This window comes from Microbulbifer sp. SH-1 (assembly GCF_011326135.1).
Lineage (GTDB): Bacteria > Pseudomonadota > Gammaproteobacteria > Pseudomonadales > Cellvibrionaceae > Microbulbifer > Microbulbifer harenosus.
In genome coordinates this window covers 862,506-880,867 of record NZ_CP046948.1, presented here as the reverse complement: position 1 = coordinate 880,867, position 18,362 = coordinate 862,506, and the positions used below count along the sequence as shown (strand labels likewise).

Annotated in this window: 15 protein-coding genes; 2 read left to right on the top strand and 13 right to left on the bottom strand. The window is 57.9% G+C overall.

What is annotated here, in order from left to right:
• The first annotated feature begins 68 nt into the window (after positions 1–68).
• Positions 69–407 (top strand): hypothetical protein, encoded by a 339-nt coding sequence (locus GNX18_RS03995; RefSeq protein WP_138235424.1) that lies wholly within the window; start codon positions 69–71, stop codon positions 405–407.
• Here the strand turns inward: GNX18_RS03995 and GNX18_RS03990 are convergent.
• From GNX18_RS03990 to GNX18_RS03965, 6 genes are all read right to left on the bottom strand, one after another.
• The gene (locus GNX18_RS03990; RefSeq protein WP_166215539.1) at positions 400–1,458 is read right to left on the bottom strand and encodes an XdhC family protein; all 1,059 of its coding nucleotides are present in this window, start codon (positions 1,456–1,458) and stop codon (positions 400–402) included. The two genes, GNX18_RS03995 and GNX18_RS03990, sit on opposite strands and share 8 nt — an antisense overlap.
• Positions 1,459–1,465: 7 nt before the next feature.
• Positions 1,466–3,694 carry a xanthine dehydrogenase family protein molybdopterin-binding subunit gene (locus GNX18_RS03985; RefSeq protein ID WP_166215537.1) on the bottom strand — a complete coding sequence of 743 codons (2,229 nt, stop codon included), beginning with the start codon at positions 3,692–3,694 and terminating at the stop codon, positions 1,466–1,468.
• Positions 3,695–3,707: 13 nt separating this feature from the next.
• Complete coding sequence (locus tag GNX18_RS03980) at positions 3,708–4,178, bottom strand: (2Fe-2S)-binding protein (RefSeq protein WP_138235421.1); 471 nt, start codon at positions 4,176–4,178, stop codon at positions 3,708–3,710.
• Positions 4,179–4,359: 181 nt separating this feature from the next.
• A complete protein-coding gene (locus GNX18_RS03975) occupies positions 4,360–5,517 on the bottom strand; it encodes an acyl-CoA dehydrogenase family protein (RefSeq protein ID WP_166215535.1) in 1,158 nt (385 codons plus the stop codon).
• Positions 5,518–5,616: 99 nt separating this feature from the next.
• Positions 5,617–6,525: a DMT family transporter gene (locus GNX18_RS03970; RefSeq protein ID WP_171018949.1), complete on the bottom strand. Its 909-nt coding sequence runs from the start codon at positions 6,523–6,525 to the stop codon at positions 5,617–5,619.
• 167 nt (positions 6,526–6,692) lie between these two features.
• Positions 6,693–7,196 carry an Lrp/AsnC ligand binding domain-containing protein gene (locus GNX18_RS03965; RefSeq protein WP_105104298.1) on the bottom strand — a complete coding sequence of 168 codons (504 nt, stop codon included), beginning with the start codon at positions 7,194–7,196 and terminating at the stop codon, positions 6,693–6,695.
• 149 nt (positions 7,197–7,345) lie between these two features.
• Between GNX18_RS03965 and putA the strand changes: the two genes are divergently transcribed.
• Positions 7,346–10,519 carry a bifunctional proline dehydrogenase/L-glutamate gamma-semialdehyde dehydrogenase PutA gene (gene putA, locus GNX18_RS03960; protein WP_166215533.1) on the top strand — a complete coding sequence of 1,058 codons (3,174 nt, stop codon included), beginning with the start codon at positions 7,346–7,348 and terminating at the stop codon, positions 10,517–10,519.
• A 70-nt stretch (positions 10,520–10,589) separates the two neighbouring features.
• Here putA and GNX18_RS03955 read toward each other — a convergent pair whose 3' ends face one another.
• The 7 genes from GNX18_RS03955 to GNX18_RS03925 form a co-directional block, all read right to left on the bottom strand.
• Positions 10,590–12,437 (bottom strand): metallophosphoesterase family protein, encoded by a 1,848-nt coding sequence (locus GNX18_RS03955; protein ID WP_166215531.1) that lies wholly within the window; start codon positions 12,435–12,437, stop codon positions 10,590–10,592.
• Positions 12,438–12,620: 183 nt separating this feature from the next.
• Positions 12,621–13,016 (bottom strand): glycine zipper family protein, encoded by a 396-nt coding sequence (locus GNX18_RS03950; RefSeq protein WP_138235416.1) that lies wholly within the window; start codon positions 13,014–13,016, stop codon positions 12,621–12,623.
• Positions 13,017–13,226: 210 nt separating this feature from the next.
• On the bottom strand, positions 13,227–13,970 hold the full coding sequence (locus GNX18_RS03945; protein WP_166215529.1) for a hypothetical protein: 744 nt from the start codon (positions 13,968–13,970) through the stop codon (positions 13,227–13,229).
• 143 nt (positions 13,971–14,113) lie between these two features.
• Entirely contained in the window at positions 14,114–15,499 is a 1,386-nt protein-coding gene (locus GNX18_RS03940; protein WP_205828054.1) for a cyclopropane-fatty-acyl-phospholipid synthase family protein, read from the bottom strand.
• Positions 15,500–15,516: 17 nt separating this feature from the next.
• Positions 15,517–16,305, bottom strand: a complete 789-nt coding sequence (locus tag GNX18_RS03935; RefSeq protein WP_166215527.1) for a DUF1365 domain-containing protein — start codon at positions 16,303–16,305, stop codon at positions 15,517–15,519.
• Positions 16,305–17,567 (bottom strand): NAD(P)/FAD-dependent oxidoreductase, encoded by a 1,263-nt coding sequence (locus GNX18_RS03930; RefSeq protein WP_166215525.1) that lies wholly within the window; start codon positions 17,565–17,567, stop codon positions 16,305–16,307. The genes GNX18_RS03935 and GNX18_RS03930 overlap by 1 nt, the downstream gene beginning before the upstream one ends.
• Entirely contained in the window at positions 17,567–18,322 is a 756-nt protein-coding gene (locus GNX18_RS03925; protein WP_240914218.1) for an SDR family oxidoreductase, read from the bottom strand. The genes GNX18_RS03930 and GNX18_RS03925 overlap by 1 nt, the downstream gene beginning before the upstream one ends.
• Positions 18,323–18,362: the final 40 nt, after the last annotated feature.

Below are 18,362 nucleotides of genomic sequence, written 5' to 3'. Positions count from 1 at the left end.
CATCACATATAGGTTGGTGAGGTCTCAACCGCTAGGATGCGCCGCTCATTTTCATTGGGGGGAACACCATGTCAGTAGGACAACAGATCTATCACGCTATCGAACTCTTTGCGCCGCACGCACCTCATCGGGAGAGGTTCTGCACATCGCTGACCAAGGCACTGACCGATAATGGCTCCACGTCAATGGCGGCAAAGCGAATTGCATCCGTGATCGCGGATGCGCTCAGCGAACCCTGCGAGGACTTTCACCTCGCCATGGCCCACCTGATTGCCTTTCACCCACCGCTGATGATCGCGATGGAAGGTGATCTGGCCGCCGTTCACGCCATGCATCGCTATATGTCGTTCTTTCTCGATATGGAAGCAGCTGACACAGGGCCGCAAGCCCAGTACGCGATCAACTGAAGACGGTTTGCATGGAGCGCGGTGGCGTATCAGATGCAAGTACGCCACTCATTGAGCGGCCACTGCCCTGGTTTAGCGCGGCCTGACACTCCGCCAGAATCGACAGGGCAATGGTTTCCGGCAGATCGGCACCGATTTGCAACCCGGCTGGGCCAGCGATCACTGGAGAATGCTTATCCGGATTTATTCCCGCCTCCGCAATTACCTGTTCGCGGCGTTTGCGCGGCCCAAGCAGCGCGAGATAACGGAGTGACTCGCCGTGTAACACCAATAACGCGCGGGCATCCAGCGCGATATTATGACTCATCAACACGGCGGCGTTGACCTTGCAACTGCGCACAAATTCCGGCAAATGCTCCGCCGGAACGCTCAACAGTTCATCCGCGTCGGGGAAGTATTCTCTCCGCGCATTAGCCGGTCGCGGATCCCACACACTGATGCGCCAACCCAGTTGATGTCCGATAGCCGCCAGAGGTCGCGCGTCAATGCCACCGCCGACAATCAACAGATGGGGCGGCGGCGTGATGCCGGTACACAGCCAGTGGCTCTCGTCCTCTTGCACCAGCTGTGCCTTAACCTGGAATGATTCGATGCTAACCGCATCGTTGTCCATAAAGCGCGATCGTGCCGCGCCGTTTTTTTCGGGGACACACTGGTAGTAGTAACCGGAGCGAAACTCCTGCAGCGCCGTGTAAACCCGATCCAGTTCCAGGTAGCCATTCTCACGATGCACCGGCTGCAGCAGAATGTGTACCGTACCACCGCAGCCAATGCCCAGCTGGAACGACAAATCGTCTTCGTCGCTGCCATCATAGGTCAGCGTTACCGCACGGCCACTTTGCATTACGCGGCGGGCCTGTTGGTGAATATCCGACTCCAGGCAACCGCCACTCAGCATCCCGAGCTGTTGTCCATCGGCACTAAACAGCATCATCGCGCCCGCCTTGCGGTAGCATGGGCCCTCGGTTTTGTACACGGTGCCCAGTACCCAGTCGCAGAAATCGCGTAATGGGTACCAGGACTTCAAGAGCGCAAGCAGATGGTTCGACATGGATAAGTCAGACCTTGATCGGCAATGAGTAGTAGCGCTTGCCGGTGACAGCCGCCAACGCATTGGCTACTGCCGGTGCAATCGGCGGTACTCCCGGCTCACCGACGCCGGTAGGCGGCGCCGCGGAGGGCACGATATGCACCTCCACCTCGGGCATCTGGTTAATGCGCAATACCTGATAATTGTGGAAGTTGGACTCGACGACCTTGCCATCCTTGAGGGTAATCGCACTCACCAGCGCAGGGGCCAAACCAAAGCCGATGCCACCCTCCATCTGCGCGCGGATCACATCCGGGTTGATCGGCACACCGCAGTCCACCGCGCACACCACCCGCTCGACTTTGAACTTACCGTCATCCGCCACGGATACTTCCGCCACCTGGGCCACATAGGAATTAAACGACTCATGCACGGCGACACCACGACCCCAACCTTTCGGCAGCGCCTTACCCCAACCGGCTTTATCCGCAGCCAGTTTCAGCACACCCTGCCAGCGCGGGTGGTCAGCCAATAACTTCATACGCAGGTCCACCGGGTCCTGCCCTGCTTTCACGGCCAGTTCGTCGATAAAGGTTTCCGTGGAATAGGCCGTGTGGGTGTGGCCCACGGAGCGCCACCAGAGTACCGGGACCTGCTCTTCGGTGGAGGTAACTTCGACACGCAGGTTGGGAATGGCGTAAGGAAGTGTGCTCGCGCCCTCGACCGATGAATGATCGACGCCATTCTTGATCCCCTGCCCAAACGGCGTACCCGTTAGAATGGACTGCCCCACAATGTGCTGTTCCCAGCCGACAATATTGCCCTCCGCATCCAGACCGCCACGCACCCGGTGTACGTATGCCGGGCGAAAATAACCCGCCTGCATATCGTCTTCGCGGGACCACACCAGTTTGATCGGGGTACCCATTTTTGCTTTGGCGATGTGCACCGCCTCTACAAGATAATCAGACACCGGATTGGCGCGACGGCCGAAGCTGCCGCCGGCAAACAGCATATTCAGTTTTACCTTTTCCACCGGCAGCCCCAGCAACTTACCGATGTTCATCTGGTCTATCGACTGGAACTGCTCGCCGTTCCAGATTTCGCAGCTGTCCTTGTTGACCAGTGCCACACAGTTCATCGGCTCCATGGCCGCGTGCGCGAGATAGGGAAATTCGTAAGTGGCCTCAATGACGGTTTTGGCACTGTCCAACGCATCGCCTACGCTACCGTGATCGTGCGCCACACCACCGCGTTTTTTCGAGATCTCACGGTATTCCGCCATTATCTGGTCGGTGCTTTTGTCCATCGCCCGGGATTCATCCCATTCAATGTTGAGCTTGTCGCGCGCGACTTTTGCACTCCAGTAGTCCTTCGCAACCACGGCAATACCGGTGGGAATTTGGATCACGTCCACCACGCGGTTGGAAGCCTTGGCTTCCTTTGCATCGAAGCTTTTCACTTTTGCCCCAAAGCGCGGCGGGTGGGCAACCACTGCGGTGAGCATGCCCTCCAGCCACACATCCTGGGTATAGATCGCGGTGCCGTCGGTCTTGCCCACATCCTTGCGCGGCATCGACGTACCGATATAGGTAAATTCCTCAGGCTCCTTGAGGCGGATTGATTTTTCATCCGGCACTGGCAAGGTGGCTGCGAGTTCTGCGAGCTCACCGAAAGTCGCCTTTCTGCCGCTGCCCGCATGACTCAACACGCCCTTGTTAACACTGATCTCCGCTGTCGGTAGATTCCAGCGTTGCGCCGCGGCCGCCACCAGCATGGCTTTGGCTGTGGCACCGGCAATGCGCATCTGCTGATACGAGTTGGCGATGGCGGAGCTGCCGCCGGTACCCTGCATTGGGCCCCAGTACAGATTGTTGTAGCGTTTGCCATCGGCGGGGGCGCCAACGGCATCGATCTGCTCCCAGTCAGCGTCCAGTTCTTCGGCCACCAGCGTGGCAAGGCCGGTGTAAGTGCCCTGCCCCATTTCCACATGTTTGATGACCACCGCCACACGGTTATCGGTCCCGATACGCACAAAGGCGTTGGGAGCGAAAGCCTCGCCTTCTGCAGCAGTCACTCCTGTAGGAAGCATTTTCGCCAGCGTTCCCGGGCTGCTGACAGCCAGAGTCAGGCCGGCGCCAATGCCGCCGATGACCTTGAGAAAATGTCTGCGACTCTCCTGCGGACTTGCTAAGCCGTCAATTTCCTGAAAGCTCCTTGCCAGTTCTGCACGGGTTTCGTTATTAATCCAGCGCATGATCCCCTCCCTTTCAGACCAGTTGTTTCGACGCTTCTTTGATGGCACCGCGAATTCGCTGGTAGGTATTGCAGCGGCAGATATTACCGGACATCGCGGAATCAATATCCGCATCGGTAGGTTTCGGATTCTTTTCCAGCAGCGCAATGGCGGACATGATCTGCCCCGACTGACAATAGCCGCACTGGACTACCTGCCCGTCATCCCAGGCCTGTTGCACAGCCCTGCTCACGGGAGAAGCCGCGGATGAGGAAACGCCTTCGATGGTGGTGATTTTTTTGCCCGCCGCCAGCTGTACCGGCGTGGAACAGGAGCGGATCGGCTGGCCGTCCATATGCACTGTACAGGCGCCGCACATGGCCATACCACAGCCGAACTTGGTACCCGTCATTTCCAGGTAGTCGCGGATCACCCACAACAGCGGTGTATCCGGTGTGGTGTCGACCTGATGTTCGGCACCATTGACATTGAGCGTGATCGACATGGTATTCCCCTCGTTATTGATTGTCCCGGTAACGAATCCTTGTGAAGGACCAAATTACACGATTTGACCTGACAATAAATACCACGTGCTCTCGAAAATCTACTTTATTAGTTCGGCCGTAGAAGTTCGCGCCAATTAATGCGACGGTCAGCATTTCCTGCCCGTCGCACACATTAATCTTTCAGCGCACCCCCTCCAGCAGATGCCGCGCGATAATCAGGCGCTGAATCTCGCTGGTACCCTCATAGATAGTAGTGATGCGAACATCCCGCGCCATCCGCTCCAGTGGAAACTCCCTGGTATAGCCCACACCGCCGTGCATCTGGAGCGCCACATAGCAGGCCTCGTTGGCTTTTTCCGATGCGTAGAGCTTCGCCATGGAAGCCGCAGGGCCGAAGTGTAAACCGGCATCTTTCTGCCAGGCCGCTTGCAACAACAAGAGTCGCGCCGCCTCCAACTCGGTGTATTTGTCTGCGAGTTGCCACTGCAGCCCCTGAAATTGGGCCAGCGGCTTGCCGAACTGCTCGCGCTCCTGCAGATAAATGCGCGCGCAGTCCAGAGCTTCAAGGCCAATGCCCAATGCTAACGAACCGATGCCGATGCGCCCGCCCGCCAGTTCGCCGGCGGCGATGCGGAAGCCGCGGTTCTCTTCGCCCAGCATGCTGCTCGCGGGGATGCGGCAATCCTCAAACGCCACCTCATTGGTGACAGACGCTTTCTGCCCCATTTTTTCTTCCGCCTTGCCGATCACCAGCCCGGGAGTGCCAGCCTCGACCAGGAAGCAGGAGATCCCCTTGCCTTTCGGTGCCGAGGAATCGGTTACTGCCCACACCACAAACACACCGGCAAACTCGGCGCTGCTGATAAACAGCTTGCTGCCGTTCAGCACATAGTCGCCGCCGTCCTTGACCGCACGGGTGCGCATGGCGGCGGCGTCGGAACCGGAACTGGGTTCGGTCAGGCAGAAGGAGCCCGCAGCGTATTCGCCGCTGCAGATTTTCGGCAGGAAATACTCTTTCTGTGCATCGGTACCCATCGCCTGGATCACTTCCGCCACCATGTTGGTGACCGAGGTAGTGGTGGCGGTGGAAGCGCAGCCGCGGGCAATTTCGGTGATAGCGAGGCTGAAGGCGATGGTGCCGGCACCGGTGCCGCCGTATTCGGGGTCGATGTCGATGCCCATGAAACCGAGCTCCGCCAGCTCCTTGAGTTTCTGTAGAAACAGTGGACGGTTACCGGTCTTGTCCAGCTCCGCGGCGATCGGCTTCAGTTCGCTTTCGGCAAACTGGCGCGCGGCCTCCTGGATCATCTGTTGTTCTTCGGTCAGTGCAAAATTCATGGTGTTTTCTCGCTCATACTCGCCTTCCAAACCATGTGGTAAACACTGTGGCAAAGGCTGTTTATTGTTGTATCGATGACGGTGGTTTCGTAGTTTCGCTCACCGGGATGCTTGCCACCGGAACAGCAAGTGGCGCAGCGCACCCTGCTGGATCGCCACGCCCAGCAGAATCAGACCGAGGCCCGCAATGGTAGCCACGTGTATGCTTTCTCCCACCAGCAGTGCGATCAGCAATAGCGACAGCGGTGGTGACAAATAAATGAAATTGCTGATGCGCGCGGTATTGTCGCAACTGAGCAGCGCCCCCTGCCACAGCAGGAAGGCGATACCCATTTCAAACAGGCCCACATACAGAGCCCCCAGCCAGCCTTCCACTGGCGGCGATTGCCAGCCACCCTGCCACATAACAGCAGCGAACAGCCACGGCAGGCCGCAACAGAATGTCAGCAACAGATTCACTGCAGCATTGCCGCCGATACGGGTATTCAGCAACCAGTAACAGGACCAGATCACGGTACTGAACAGCGCCAGTGCCACACCGAATGGCTGATCAAACTGCAGGGAAAAAGGATCGCCTTTGGTGGCAATCACCAGTACGCCGATATAGCACACGAGCCCTGCCAGCAGATCTTGCCTGCGCAGCTTCTGTTTTAATAGAGGAACGGACAACAGGGCCAATACCACGCCCCAGGTGTAGTTCAACGGCTGTGCCTGCTGTGCGGGCAACAGCGCGTAGGCATTGAACAGGACAAGGTAGTAGAGGAACGGGTTGCAAAAGCCGAGGGCGAGATACCATTTGTAATTGGCACGCCAACTGGTGCGCAGCTCCGGTAATCGGCGCTGCCAGCAGATCACCGCGAACATAAACAGGGTGGAGACCACTGAGGCAATGGTCACCAGCTGCAGTGGAGAAAGATATTGCAGCGAGAGCTTGAAGGCACTAGCAACAGTGGACCAGCAGAGCACGGCTGCCAGCGCCAGAACCGTCGCCCGGCGATTGCCTTGCATTATGGAAGCGGATTGCTCAGTCATTTTTTGAAACCGCCAGACAGAACCGCTGAGTCATACGGCTAGGGATTTACCCGAACAAAAATTTATTCGGCCAATTATTTATTCAGCTATAAACGAAAGATGGCAGGCGCCCGGCACCTGCCATCTTTTCCCAACATACCCTGTCAGCGCTTGCCGCTTTTGGGCTCCGGGTCGGGAACCGCCACCGAGGTATCGGTTTTCACTTCCTCCATCACTACATAGGTGTGGGTTTCGCGCACACCGGGAACGGAGGCCAGCTTTTCGCCGAGGAATTGGCGGTAACCGAGCATATCCTTAATGCGGATTTTTACCAGGTAGTCGAAACCACCAGCCACCATATGGCACTCCTGCACTTCCTCTAAGCCGGACACGTGCTTATTGAACGCTTCCAGCGATTCGGTCGCGGTATCGGTAAGAGACACCTGGATGTACACCACCAGGCCCGCGTGTACCTTCAACGGGTCGAGCAGCGCTACGTAGTCCTTAATGAAGCCCTCGCGCTCGAGCCGCTTCACGCGTTCGAGGCAGGGTGTGGGGCTGAGGTTGACGCGACGGGCCAGCTCCACATTGGGAAGGCGGCCTGCTCGCTGCAGAATCCGCAGTATCTGACGGTCGATACGATCCAGATCTTCCAACTTACGAGACATGACAAAATACCCTACTGGTGATCAAGCAAATACGCCCTATATTTAACCACACTCTTTTCTAAAATGGCGATTAATTCTAGGACTCTTACCACATAATCTGGGTTTTTATCCTGCACCCATTTGTATCAGGGAGTTTTGAGGAAAAATCTATGCCAACTCACTTCGCCGGCCCATTGACCGAAGAGTTGAAAAACGCGCGCCAGAAAGCCCGCCAATACCTGCATGCCGACGAAAACCAGTGCGTCAGCGAACTGCTGGCGGCCCCCCGCCCGGGTGAGGCCCTGCGCGAGAAGATCCTCGCCACCGCCAGCCAACTGGTGGTGAAGTCCCGCGAGCAGCGCAGCAAGCGCGGTACTTTAGATGCCTTTCTGCAGCAGTTTGGTCTCTCCAATAAGGAGGGGGTGGCGCTGATGTGCCTGGCGGAGTCCCTGCTGCGCGTGCCGGATGCCGATACCGCCGACAAGCTGATCGCAGAAAAGGTGCACTCCGGCAACTGGTCCAGTCACCGTGGCCAGTCTGACTCCCTGTTCGTGAACGCCTCCACCTGGGGGCTGATGCTGACCGGCAGCATCGTGGAACTGGACCCGGACATCACCGAAAAGCCGTCCCACTGGATGAAGAAACTGGTCAGTCGCATGGGCGAGCCGATGGTGCGCACCTCCATGATGCAGGCCATGAAGATCATGGGCGGGCAGTATGTGCTCGGCCGCACCATCAAGGAAGCCCTGAAGCGCGGCCCCGCCGAAAACAAGCCCGGCACCCGCTTCTCCTTCGATATGCTTGGCGAAGGCGCGCGCACCATGGCGGACGCCCAGCGCTACTTCGACTCCTACATGATGGCCATCGAGGCCATCGGCGCCGACAACCTCAAGAAGAGCGAAGGCCAGCGCAACGTGGTGGAGGCAAACGGCATTTCCATCAAGCTCTCCGCCCTGCACCCGCGCTACAGCGAGCTGCAGCGCGAGCGCGTGATGAACGAGCTGTTGCCGAAAGTCATCGAGCTGTGCGCGGCTGCCGCCAAATACCAGATGGGCCTCAATATCGATGCCGAGGAAGCGGACCGTCTGGATATCTCCCTGGATATTTTTGAAGCCCTGGCGCGCGCGCCGGAGCTGCGCGACTGGCAGGGTCTCGGTTTTGTGCTGCAGGCCTACCAGAAGCGCGCCCCACACGTGGCGGATTGGCTGATTGCGCTCGGCCGCGATACCGGCCGCAAACTGATGGTGCGCCTGGTCAAGGGCGCCTACTGGGACAGCGAGATCAAACACGCCCAGCAGATGGGCCTGTCCGATTACCCGGTATACACCCGCAAGTGCCACACCGACCTCTCCTATCAGGTCTGCGCACGCAAGCTGCTGGACGCGAACGATGCGATCTATCCGCAGTTCGCCACTCACAATGCTTATACCGTGGGCCTGATCCTGGAAATGGCTGGCAACCGTACCGACTACGAATTCCAGCGCCTGCACGGCATGGGCCACCTGCTTTACGATCAGATCGAAGCGGTACACGGCAAACGCGCGCCGGTGCGGGTTTACGCCCCAGTGGGTGCGCACCGCGACCTGCTGCCCTACCTGGTGCGTCGCCTGCTGGAAAACGGGGCCAACAGCTCCTTCGTCAACCGCTTTATGGACGAGAAGACCCCGGTCAACGTGCTGGTGCAGGACACCTTGAAGCTGAGCGAAGCCTGCAACCCCTACCGCCATCCGGAAATCCCGGTGCCGGCGGATATCTACATCGGCCATGAGACACTGCCGCGGAAAAACTCCCACGGTTTTGAACTCACCGACCCGATTGCCTTCGCCCCACTGAAACAGATGGTGGAAGCGTCTGCAGGCAAAACCTGGAGCGGCGGCCCCATCGTGGACGGCATTGCTGGCAAGGCGGACCTGGCGGTGCTCAACCCGGCCACCGGCGAGGTGGTGGGCCACACCGCCAACACCGATGCCGCGCTGATCGACAAGGCGTTTACCTCCGCTGCCGAGCACCAGCGCGCCTGGAACCGTCTGGGCGGCGAAGCCCGAGCAAAAATCCTCGACAAGGTCGCGGACCTCTACGAGCAGCATCTGAACGAACTGGTGGCGATGATCTGCCGCGAGGCCGGCCGCACCCTGAACGACGGCATCAGCGAAGTGCGCGAAGCAGTGGACTTCTGCCGCTACTACGCCAACGGCGCGCGCCAGCACTTCGGCGAGCCCACCATTCTTCCCGGACCCACGGGCGAGAGTAATGAACTGAGCCTGTGCGGGCGCGGTGTGTTCGTGTGTATCAGTCCATGGAACTTCCCGCTGGCGATTTTCACCGGCCAGGTGGTTGCGGCGTTGGCCGCTGGTAACGCGGTACTCGCCAAGCCCGCGGAGCAGACCCCACTGATCGCCGCGCGCGCAGTACAGCTGATGCACGAGGCCGGTATTCCACAGAAAGTACTGCACCTGATCACCGGCACCGGTGCCGCCATCGGCAAGCCGCTGCTGGATCACCCGCGGGTTGCCGGTGTGGCCTTTACCGGCTCCACCGAAACCGCCAAGCACATCAATATGCAGCTGGCCGCGAAAGATGGCCCCATCGTGCCGCTGATCGCCGAAACCGGTGGCCAGAACGTGATGATCGTGGACTCCACCGCGCTGCCAGAACAGGTAGTGGACGACGTGATCCAATCCGCGTTCCTGAGCGCCGGTCAGCGCTGCTCCGCCCTGCGTGTTCTGTGTGTGCAGGACGTGATCGCGGACAACCTGCTGAACATGCTGAAAGGCGCCTGTGAAGAACTGGTGCTGGGCGACCCGTCAAAACTGGAAACCGACATCGGCCCGGTGATCGACGAGAAAGCCCTCGGCCTGTTGGAGAAGCACCGCGAGCGTATGAGTTCGGAGGCGAACCCCCTGTTCGCGTTCGACGAAAACAAGCGCCCGCAGCACGGCACCTTCTTCGGCCCGCAAGTGGTAGAGATCACCGACATCAATCTGCTAAAGCGCGAAGTGTTCGGTCCGTTCCTGCATGTGGTGCGCTTCAAGGCAGAAGAGCTGGAAGACGTGATCCACAGCATCAACGCCACCGGCTACGGCCTCACCTTCGGCCTGCATTCGCGTATCGAAGGCCGCGCCGGCGCCATCTTCAAGCGCATTGATGCGGGCAACTGCTACATCAACCGCGATATGGTGGGTGCGGTTGTGGGCGTGAACCCGTTCGGCGGTATGGGCCTCTCCGGCACCGGCCCCAAAGCCGGCGGCCCGCACTACCTGTTCCGCTTTGCCAACGAGAAGACCAAGACGGTCAACACCGTGGCAACCGGCGGCAACACGCAGTTGTTTACCCTGGGGCAGTAATCGCCTCACAAAAAGAAGCCCGGGAAATTCCCGGGCTTCTTTTTTTGCGCGACGAAAATACGTCTATGGATTATCGCCGCGCTTGTGTGTTTACCGGTTTGCGCAGTGCAAACTGGTCGATCACATTTCCGTTGTCGTCGATGGCGCGATACTTCAGTGAGCCGGAGAGTGGGTCCACGTCAATCACCTGATAGGTGCGGGTATTCACCGCACCAAAGGCGGCGAACTCCGGCAACTCCTGCTCGTACATTTTGGTCCCGGACACTGCCACCAGATAAATAGTGCCCTGCTCGTCCGCCGCCACCGGCTCGTTACCGCGCATGGGAACGGTGCGCATATACGCGTGGTCGTGGCCCTGGAACGCGATGTCCACGTGATGCTTGTCGAAGATCGGCCCCCACACGTCGCGGATCGGCTTGTTGTCCCTGCCCTCGCGGGAGGCATAGAACGGATGGTGATAGATCACCACTTTCCAGCGCGCCTCGCTCTCGCCCAGCACCCGATCCAACCACTCCGCCTGCAGCTCCGGTTCCACCAGGTGATAGTTGGAATCCATCACTACGACGAGCAAATCCTGATAGGTCACGTGATAGGTGCGGCCGGCATCCAGTTGCTCACTGCCGTTCGCCGGCAGCGCAAACTGCTTGAGATACAACGTGGGATGTCCGCCGTGACTGTCGTGATTACCCAGCGCCGGCACCACCATGGAGCGGTCGAAAACGGAACTGCCCTCGTGGAAAAACTGATCCCAGTTGTCCTGTTCCTGGCCGTGGTCGATGAGGTCTCCGGCAATCATGTAAAAGCGCGCGTGCGGGAATTCGAAATCTGCCTGGCGGATCAACTGCCCCCACTGATCCAGACCGTTCTGGGGATCGCCCAGATAGACAAAAGAAAACGGCTCGACAGGAGAACTCGCCGCGGTGCGGAATTCTCGTGGTGAAGTCCAGCTCTTGCCGTCATCGGTACTGACTGCATAGAGGTAGTCCGTGGCCGGCTGCAGGTCCCTCAGCACAACGCGATGCAGTCGCACCACCGGGTCATTCACCACCTGACGGCTGTGCAATTCTGTGTAGGTCGCGTTTTTGCGTTGACCGGCACGGTTACCGCGCGCGAGGAAGCGGTTTTTCGGGGCCACCCACAACCGGCTTTTTTCCACACTGTTGTCGGTGCGCCACTGTACCGTGGCGGATGTTGCCGGGTCGCCCTGCCAGGTCAACTGCAGATGGTCCGGCCGCGATGACGAGGGATAGCGGGTTTCGCGGAAGTAACCCACAAAGCGCGATACCAGCTCCCAGCTCTCGTAGCTGCGCAACACCGGCAGGCCAACCAGCGCCTGCGGCAAAGTGTTGAAGTAGTCGTTATCGTCGATAAACGGCAGGCCGCCGACTTCCGCGATCTGCACGTCCACACCTTCAATCAGCGGAGTGATGGTAACCGGTGCTTTTCCATCCAGCGCACCGGCAAACACCAGATAGGGCTTCAACTCACCGGACAGACTGGGCACACCCAAATTCACCTGCCCCGCTTCCACCTGCTTCGACCATACATGGTATGGGTCTTCTTCATCCACGATGAAGTCGAGTTCTGTTCTCCGCGAGAATTTTTGATCCTTAAGCCAGAACGGCGTTTCCCCGTAAGAAGCATCGAAGGCGACATAAATAACGGCCGGGCGATCAACGCGAAAATGGGAAAAGCTGGTTCCCAAATAATCCCGCTCATCCCGGGTGAGAAACCTGGCAGCAGAGTCCGCGGTCAACGCTATGCGTTCTTTTGGTGACAGATCTTCGGACATACGGGCAATAATGCGCGAAACCCTTTCCTCAAGATCTCGGTGAACATTGCCGGAAACATCGGCAACGGCAATCCCGCAAAAGCAAAGCAGCAGTAAGGTAAGTGTCAGGTTGGAAAATAATCGCATGGAACCCCCTGTAAATGACCCGGGGATTCTAAAGGCATAGTTTTTTTTTAGGCTTCAGTAAGATGAATTTTTTATGACAAACGGATTACAGCATCACCGCAAAAAAAAGCCGGAGGGTTACTCCGGCCAAGCCAAGTCCTGTGAGAGTTGCCGAATAGCACTTGGAGTTAATTCAATACACGGCTAGTTCAGCACACGATAGCCGCGTCCACGCAGGCAGTTACGGGTGATGTAACTCGCTTCCGCGCCAGAACTGCCCACCCCACTGACGCCACCGAGCAAGGCACCGGCTCCGGCACCCGCGAGAGCGGCACTACTGGTATCGCCAATGATCGCGCCGAGGGCGCCACCCAGTAGAGCACCACCAGCAGCCCTGGTGACACCGCGACGACCGGCATCGTTGCGCGCGGCGGTAGACAGACCTCGGCAGTCGGCGAGATCCAACTGATACTGACGCATGTTGACGCCGTAGGTATCAATCACGATGTTGCCGGCACCAGGCACCTGCTCCTGCTGGTAGGCACATCCAAATAGGGTTGCTGCGCTCAGGCCCACAGCGGCCAGGATATTCAGTCTCATTGGCGCTCATCACCACATTGTCGCCTGCTTCAACTGTAGGTTTAGACGACATTTTGGTTATGTGCCAACGGCATGGAAGAATTTTTGCCGAGTCGAGCTCACCTGCTGACTGCCTGTTCAGGCGATGCGTAGCGGGAATAATGCAGGCTTCATACCTGATTCCAGAAAGGAGACGAGACTCAAGGCCCTGCAATACCGAGGCAATTCAGGCTAGCGGTAGGAGTAGCGAATGGACAGCTTCTGCGCCGCGCCACGCGCGTCCTGCAGGTTTACTACACCGGTAAAATAGCGGAGCCGGCGATCCCGGGACGAGTAAGCCAAAAAGAGATCTCCAGCAAACCAGCGCAGCAGGGCATTGGCGGGCTCGACCCTGAGGCACAGATGCTCCGCTGCCGCCACGCTGCCATCGCAAGCCACTGCACGCGCACGTAAACGAACCACCTGGCCGTGCGGCGGCGAGGCAAAATTGAATTCGATGCTGCCGCCGGCCGCGAGCTGCTCCCAATGCTGCCGCACAAACGGGTCAAAGCCTGCATCGACTACGTCGACGTCGGAATCGGGCACCTCAACCTCGCCAACTTTGTCCTGGCGGTTTTTTCGATAACGCATCTGCCAGCGGTCGCCATCCCGTATGACCTCGCGAATCTCGCCCAGGCGAAAATCTTCCTGCATTACATCCGGCCGTGCTTCCTCCAACTGCGCCTCCCCAGAACTGGCGACCGTTGAGGACAGTTGTTTTTCGGCAATTTTCTGCCCACGGGGATCGTAGTACAGAACCCGGGCCTTGCCCGTATCATCGACCAGAAAGTATTCGCAGTATTGCAACGCAGCAGAGTCACTTCCGCCTGCTCCGACACTCCTCGCCAGCCCGATCACAGCCGCCTGCTGCACAACCGCTTCCGGGACAACGCACACCGATGTGGAGATGGCAATGGCTGCAATCGCGTGAATCATATTCAATACCTCAGGCAGGGTAACCTGGCCAATTTCATCGCCCCCACAAGGAACGGCAACCACAATAGTGAAAGCAGCGCGAGGGTCAGCCAGAGAGGTTCCTTCAGTGCCACGAAACCACCGATGGCGGCACTCAGAAATAACTAAGCGGCCCACCGAAAGCGTGGTTTTGCAAAGGTAAACTGAGCTGTGCTGATAACACGTTCAAGGAAGCCGCCCTCGCAATAGCAGAAATAGAAATCCCACATATTGATGAATCGCTGATCAAAACCCTGATGGCGGATTTCCTCAAGATTCTCGAAAAATGCACCGCGCCAAGCTGCCAATGTCTTGGCGTAATCAAATGTAATGTCATCCAGGCCGACAATCTGCATATCCGTATCTTCGGCAATATGTTTGGCGATGATGTGATTGGAAGGCAGGCAGCCACCCGGGAAAATATAGCGTTGGATGAAATCGACACTGCTTTTGTAGCTGTCGAAGCGCTGGTCCTGAATCGTGATCGCCTGCATCACCATGATGCCGTCCGGTTTGAGCAGGCGGCTGCAGCGGGAAAAGAACTCGCGATAGTACTCGTGCCCGACCGCTTCAATCATCTCTATGGAGACAAGCTTGTCGAACTGTCCTTCGGCGTCGCTGTCGAGCTCACGATAATCCTGCAGCAGCAGGGTAACCCGATCCTCCAGACCCTCGCGTTTCACCCAGGCTTGTGCGTACTCGTACTGCTCTTTAGAGATAGTGATGCTGGTTACGCGACAACCGTGGTGCTTGGCGGCATAAATCGCCATACCACCCCAGCCTGTGCCAATTTCCAGAAGATGGTCCGAAGGCTGCAGTCTCAGCTTGCGACAGATACGCGCAAGTTTGAACTGGGATGCCTCGGCCAGGCTCGCGTTCACACTGGGAAACACCGCGGATGAGTAGAGCATGCTCTGGTCGAGAAACAGACGGAAGAAGTTATTGCCAAGATCGTAATGGGCAGCAATATTCTTGCGCGCTCCCCGGATGGAGTTGGCATTCAGGCGGTGCAATCCTTTCAGCAGGAATTTCGAAACAGAACTCCAACGGGAGTCCAGCTGTTCCAACACAGCCATATTGACCACGAACAAACGAATGACCTGCACTAGGTCAGGTGTATGCCAGGCACCGTCCATGTAAGCCTCACCGGAACCGATGGATCCGTTGAGCAGCACCTGCGTATAGGCAGAAAGCTCGCGCACGTGGATATGGGCTTCGATATCGGAGCTGCCCGGTGCCTGACCGAAATGATGCACGGTATTACCACCTAGGGCCTGATTCCGCACGCCCTGTATACCGTGGTCTGATACTCGCGTTTCATGAATATACAGAGTGCCCACGGTGATGTCCGCCAGGCGGTGCAATACCAGCTTGCGAGCAAGCCGGTCAAACCAGCTCTCGGCTCCGCTGTCGGCCTCAAGCCCGGAAACCGTTGCAACCGACTGCAGGTTTACCCTACCCCGCGAGTAGGGATGTGCACTGCTCATCGCCGTTTGAACTGCTGACTTCATATCCTGTTGACTCCGTCTTATGAATGCTTCTTGCGCGGGCGACTAGCCAACGCGCCCAGCGTATTACCCGGATGGGAAAACAGCGGCACGCGTTTGACAAACAACTTGAGCGCCTGCCAATAAATGGCACTGATGACTTTTACGGTGAACAACGGGAACTGGATCAGCTTGTTTCGCAATACGGAAGCGGTTATTTCCTCGCGCGCAAGACTCATACAGGCATCGAACACGCAGTTTCCGGCTTCGATCGAGCGGATACTGACAGTGAGGCGGTCACCGGGCGTAGTGCTTCGCCACAGGTACACTTGATCCAGAGGCATAAACGGAGAGACGTGCAGAGTTTTCTGAAAACAGGTTTTCTGGACCCGGTTGCGATTCCGCTCCCCCAATGCCAACACGTAGCCGTGTCGTTCATTCCAGGGGGTATTGTGGACGTCTACCAGAAGCGCCTCCACGGCGCTCCCCGTACGATCAAAACAGTAGTAAATACTGATGGGATTCATGTTGTAGCCGAAGTAACGCCAGTTGGCGAGAAAGGCAATGGGTCCCTCGGGACGACAGCCGCCCTCCTCTTCCACACGATCCCGCACCGCCTGATCCAGTGGTACATCCGGATTACCGAAAAAATCTTCCCGTCGATATTGCGCCGGCGCCCAGCGACTTTCAGACCAGAGCGCTGTCTGCGCGAGGATTAGCGGCAGCTCATCCAGAAACGCATACACCATGAATCCGCGGTAGCGAAAACTGTGGTTCCGCGGAGCGAAGCGTCTGTGCTGGATCCAGCCAGTGTAAATACCACTGCGCACTAGAACTCGACTCCCAGACCGCGCGCCACGCGCATCGCACTTACCACCCCGTCTTCATGAAAGCCATTGGCCCAGTAGGCCCCACAAAACCAGGTTCGCCTTACACCGTTGATTTCGCCCCAACGGCGCTGCGCCCTGTTGCCTTCGGCGGAAAACTGCGGATGGTCATACTCGAAGCGCTGCAGAATCTTTTGCGGGTCAATGGCGCTGTCGGCGTTGAGGGTTACGCAATAGGTGTGCTCGCTCTTCAGGCGCTGAAGGATGTTCATGTTGTAGGTGAGCACCGGCAGCGTGTCATGCGCCCCTTGAAGACGATAGTTCCAGCTCGCCCAGGCGGCCCTGCGTGTGGGCAGCAGGCTGGTGTCGGTATGCAACACCACGGAATTTTTTTCGTACGGTATCTGACCCAGCACTTCCCGCTCCGCGGCATTCGAGTCCAGTAACATGTTCAAGGCCTGGTCTGAATGACACGCCAGCACCACCTCGTCAAAAGATTCACACTGATCACCGCCCTGAGCACCCTGGAAGCGCAATTCCACCCCCTTCTCCAGGCGGCGGACACCTGTTACCGGTGTGGAGAGGCGTATTCGATCGCGAAACCCCGCTGTCAGTGGGCCGATATAGTTGCGGGAGCCGCCCTTGATCACCCGCCATTGAGGTCGGTTAAACAGATTTAACAAGCCATGGTTGTAGAAGAAACGAATGAAAAAATGGACAGAAAAGTCCAGCATTCGCGCCATGCTCGCGGACCAAATTGCGGACCCCATCGGCACCAGATAGCGATAGGCGAATTCGCTGGAATACTGGTTGCTGATCAGATAACTGCCCAGTGTCATTTCCTCATCAAGTACACCCCGTTTCCAGTCTGCGACCGCGTCGCGGTTAAAGCGCACGATATCCCGGAGCATACGCCAGTGGCCGCCATCAAGCAGATTGCGACGCTGCGCAAAAAGTGAATTGACGCTGTTGCCGGCATACTCGAACTGCTCCAGTGGCGACACTACACTGAAGCCCATGTCCGTGGGCTGGGACTCCACTCCGAGCTGCGCCATCAACTTGATAAAGTTGGGGTATGTCCAATCGTTGAATACGATGAAGCCGGTATCCACCGCCAGCCTGTCGCCGCCGTGCACGACATCAACGGTGGCCGTGTGTCCTCCCAGCCTGTCCCCCGCTTCAAACAGAGTGATCTGGTGCTTCTGTTGCAGCAGATAGGCCACAGTAAGGCCGGAAATTCCGCTTCCGACAATAGCGATACGCATCAGGCGCTCCTCAACTTTCTGATTCTGGTGATACGTGGCGCACACAGTCTGTGCCACACAGGCTTCAAGACCCCGAGTATCCGCAGTGGCCAGCTAAGGCGACGGGGAAAATCGATGGTGGAACCACTCCCTGAAAGCCCACGCAGGATACGATCCGCCGCCTGCTCGGGACTCATCAATAACGGCATTGCAAAGTCATTGCTTTTCGTCAGCGGTGTGTCGATGAATCCCGGACGGACAAGTACCGTGCGCAGCCGCACGCGGCACGTATCCGCTCGCACCGATTCCATGAAATAACTGAGCGCGGCCTTGGAGGCCCCGTAAGCCTCGGCCCGGGGAAAACCCACGACGGAAGAGAGGCTGCCAACGGCGGCAAAGACCGGTACCCGGCTGTTTGCGAGAAGGGGGAGCGACTGGTGCAGGGTGTTCACAACCCCGAAAAAATTGACATCAAATACCCGCCGATACATGTGTACGTCCAGCTCGAGGTTGTCTTCGTACTCGCAGATCCCCGCACAGGCGATCACCAGATCGAGCTGGTCGGTGATCTCCGCGAGTTCCCGCCCGGCCTGCGCCATGGAGATGTCGTCGCCAACATCACAGGTGAGCACCTTGACCAATTTCGGCGACGGCTGCTGAATTTTGAGCAACGCATCCCGGTTGCGACCGCTGATAATTACAAAGTGCCCATCGGCAGCCAGCCTGCGCACCAACGCCGCACCAATTCCCGAGCTGGCACCGGTTATCCAAACCATCTTTTTGCAAGTTTGTGCCCGCTCTTTCTGCGTTGACGTT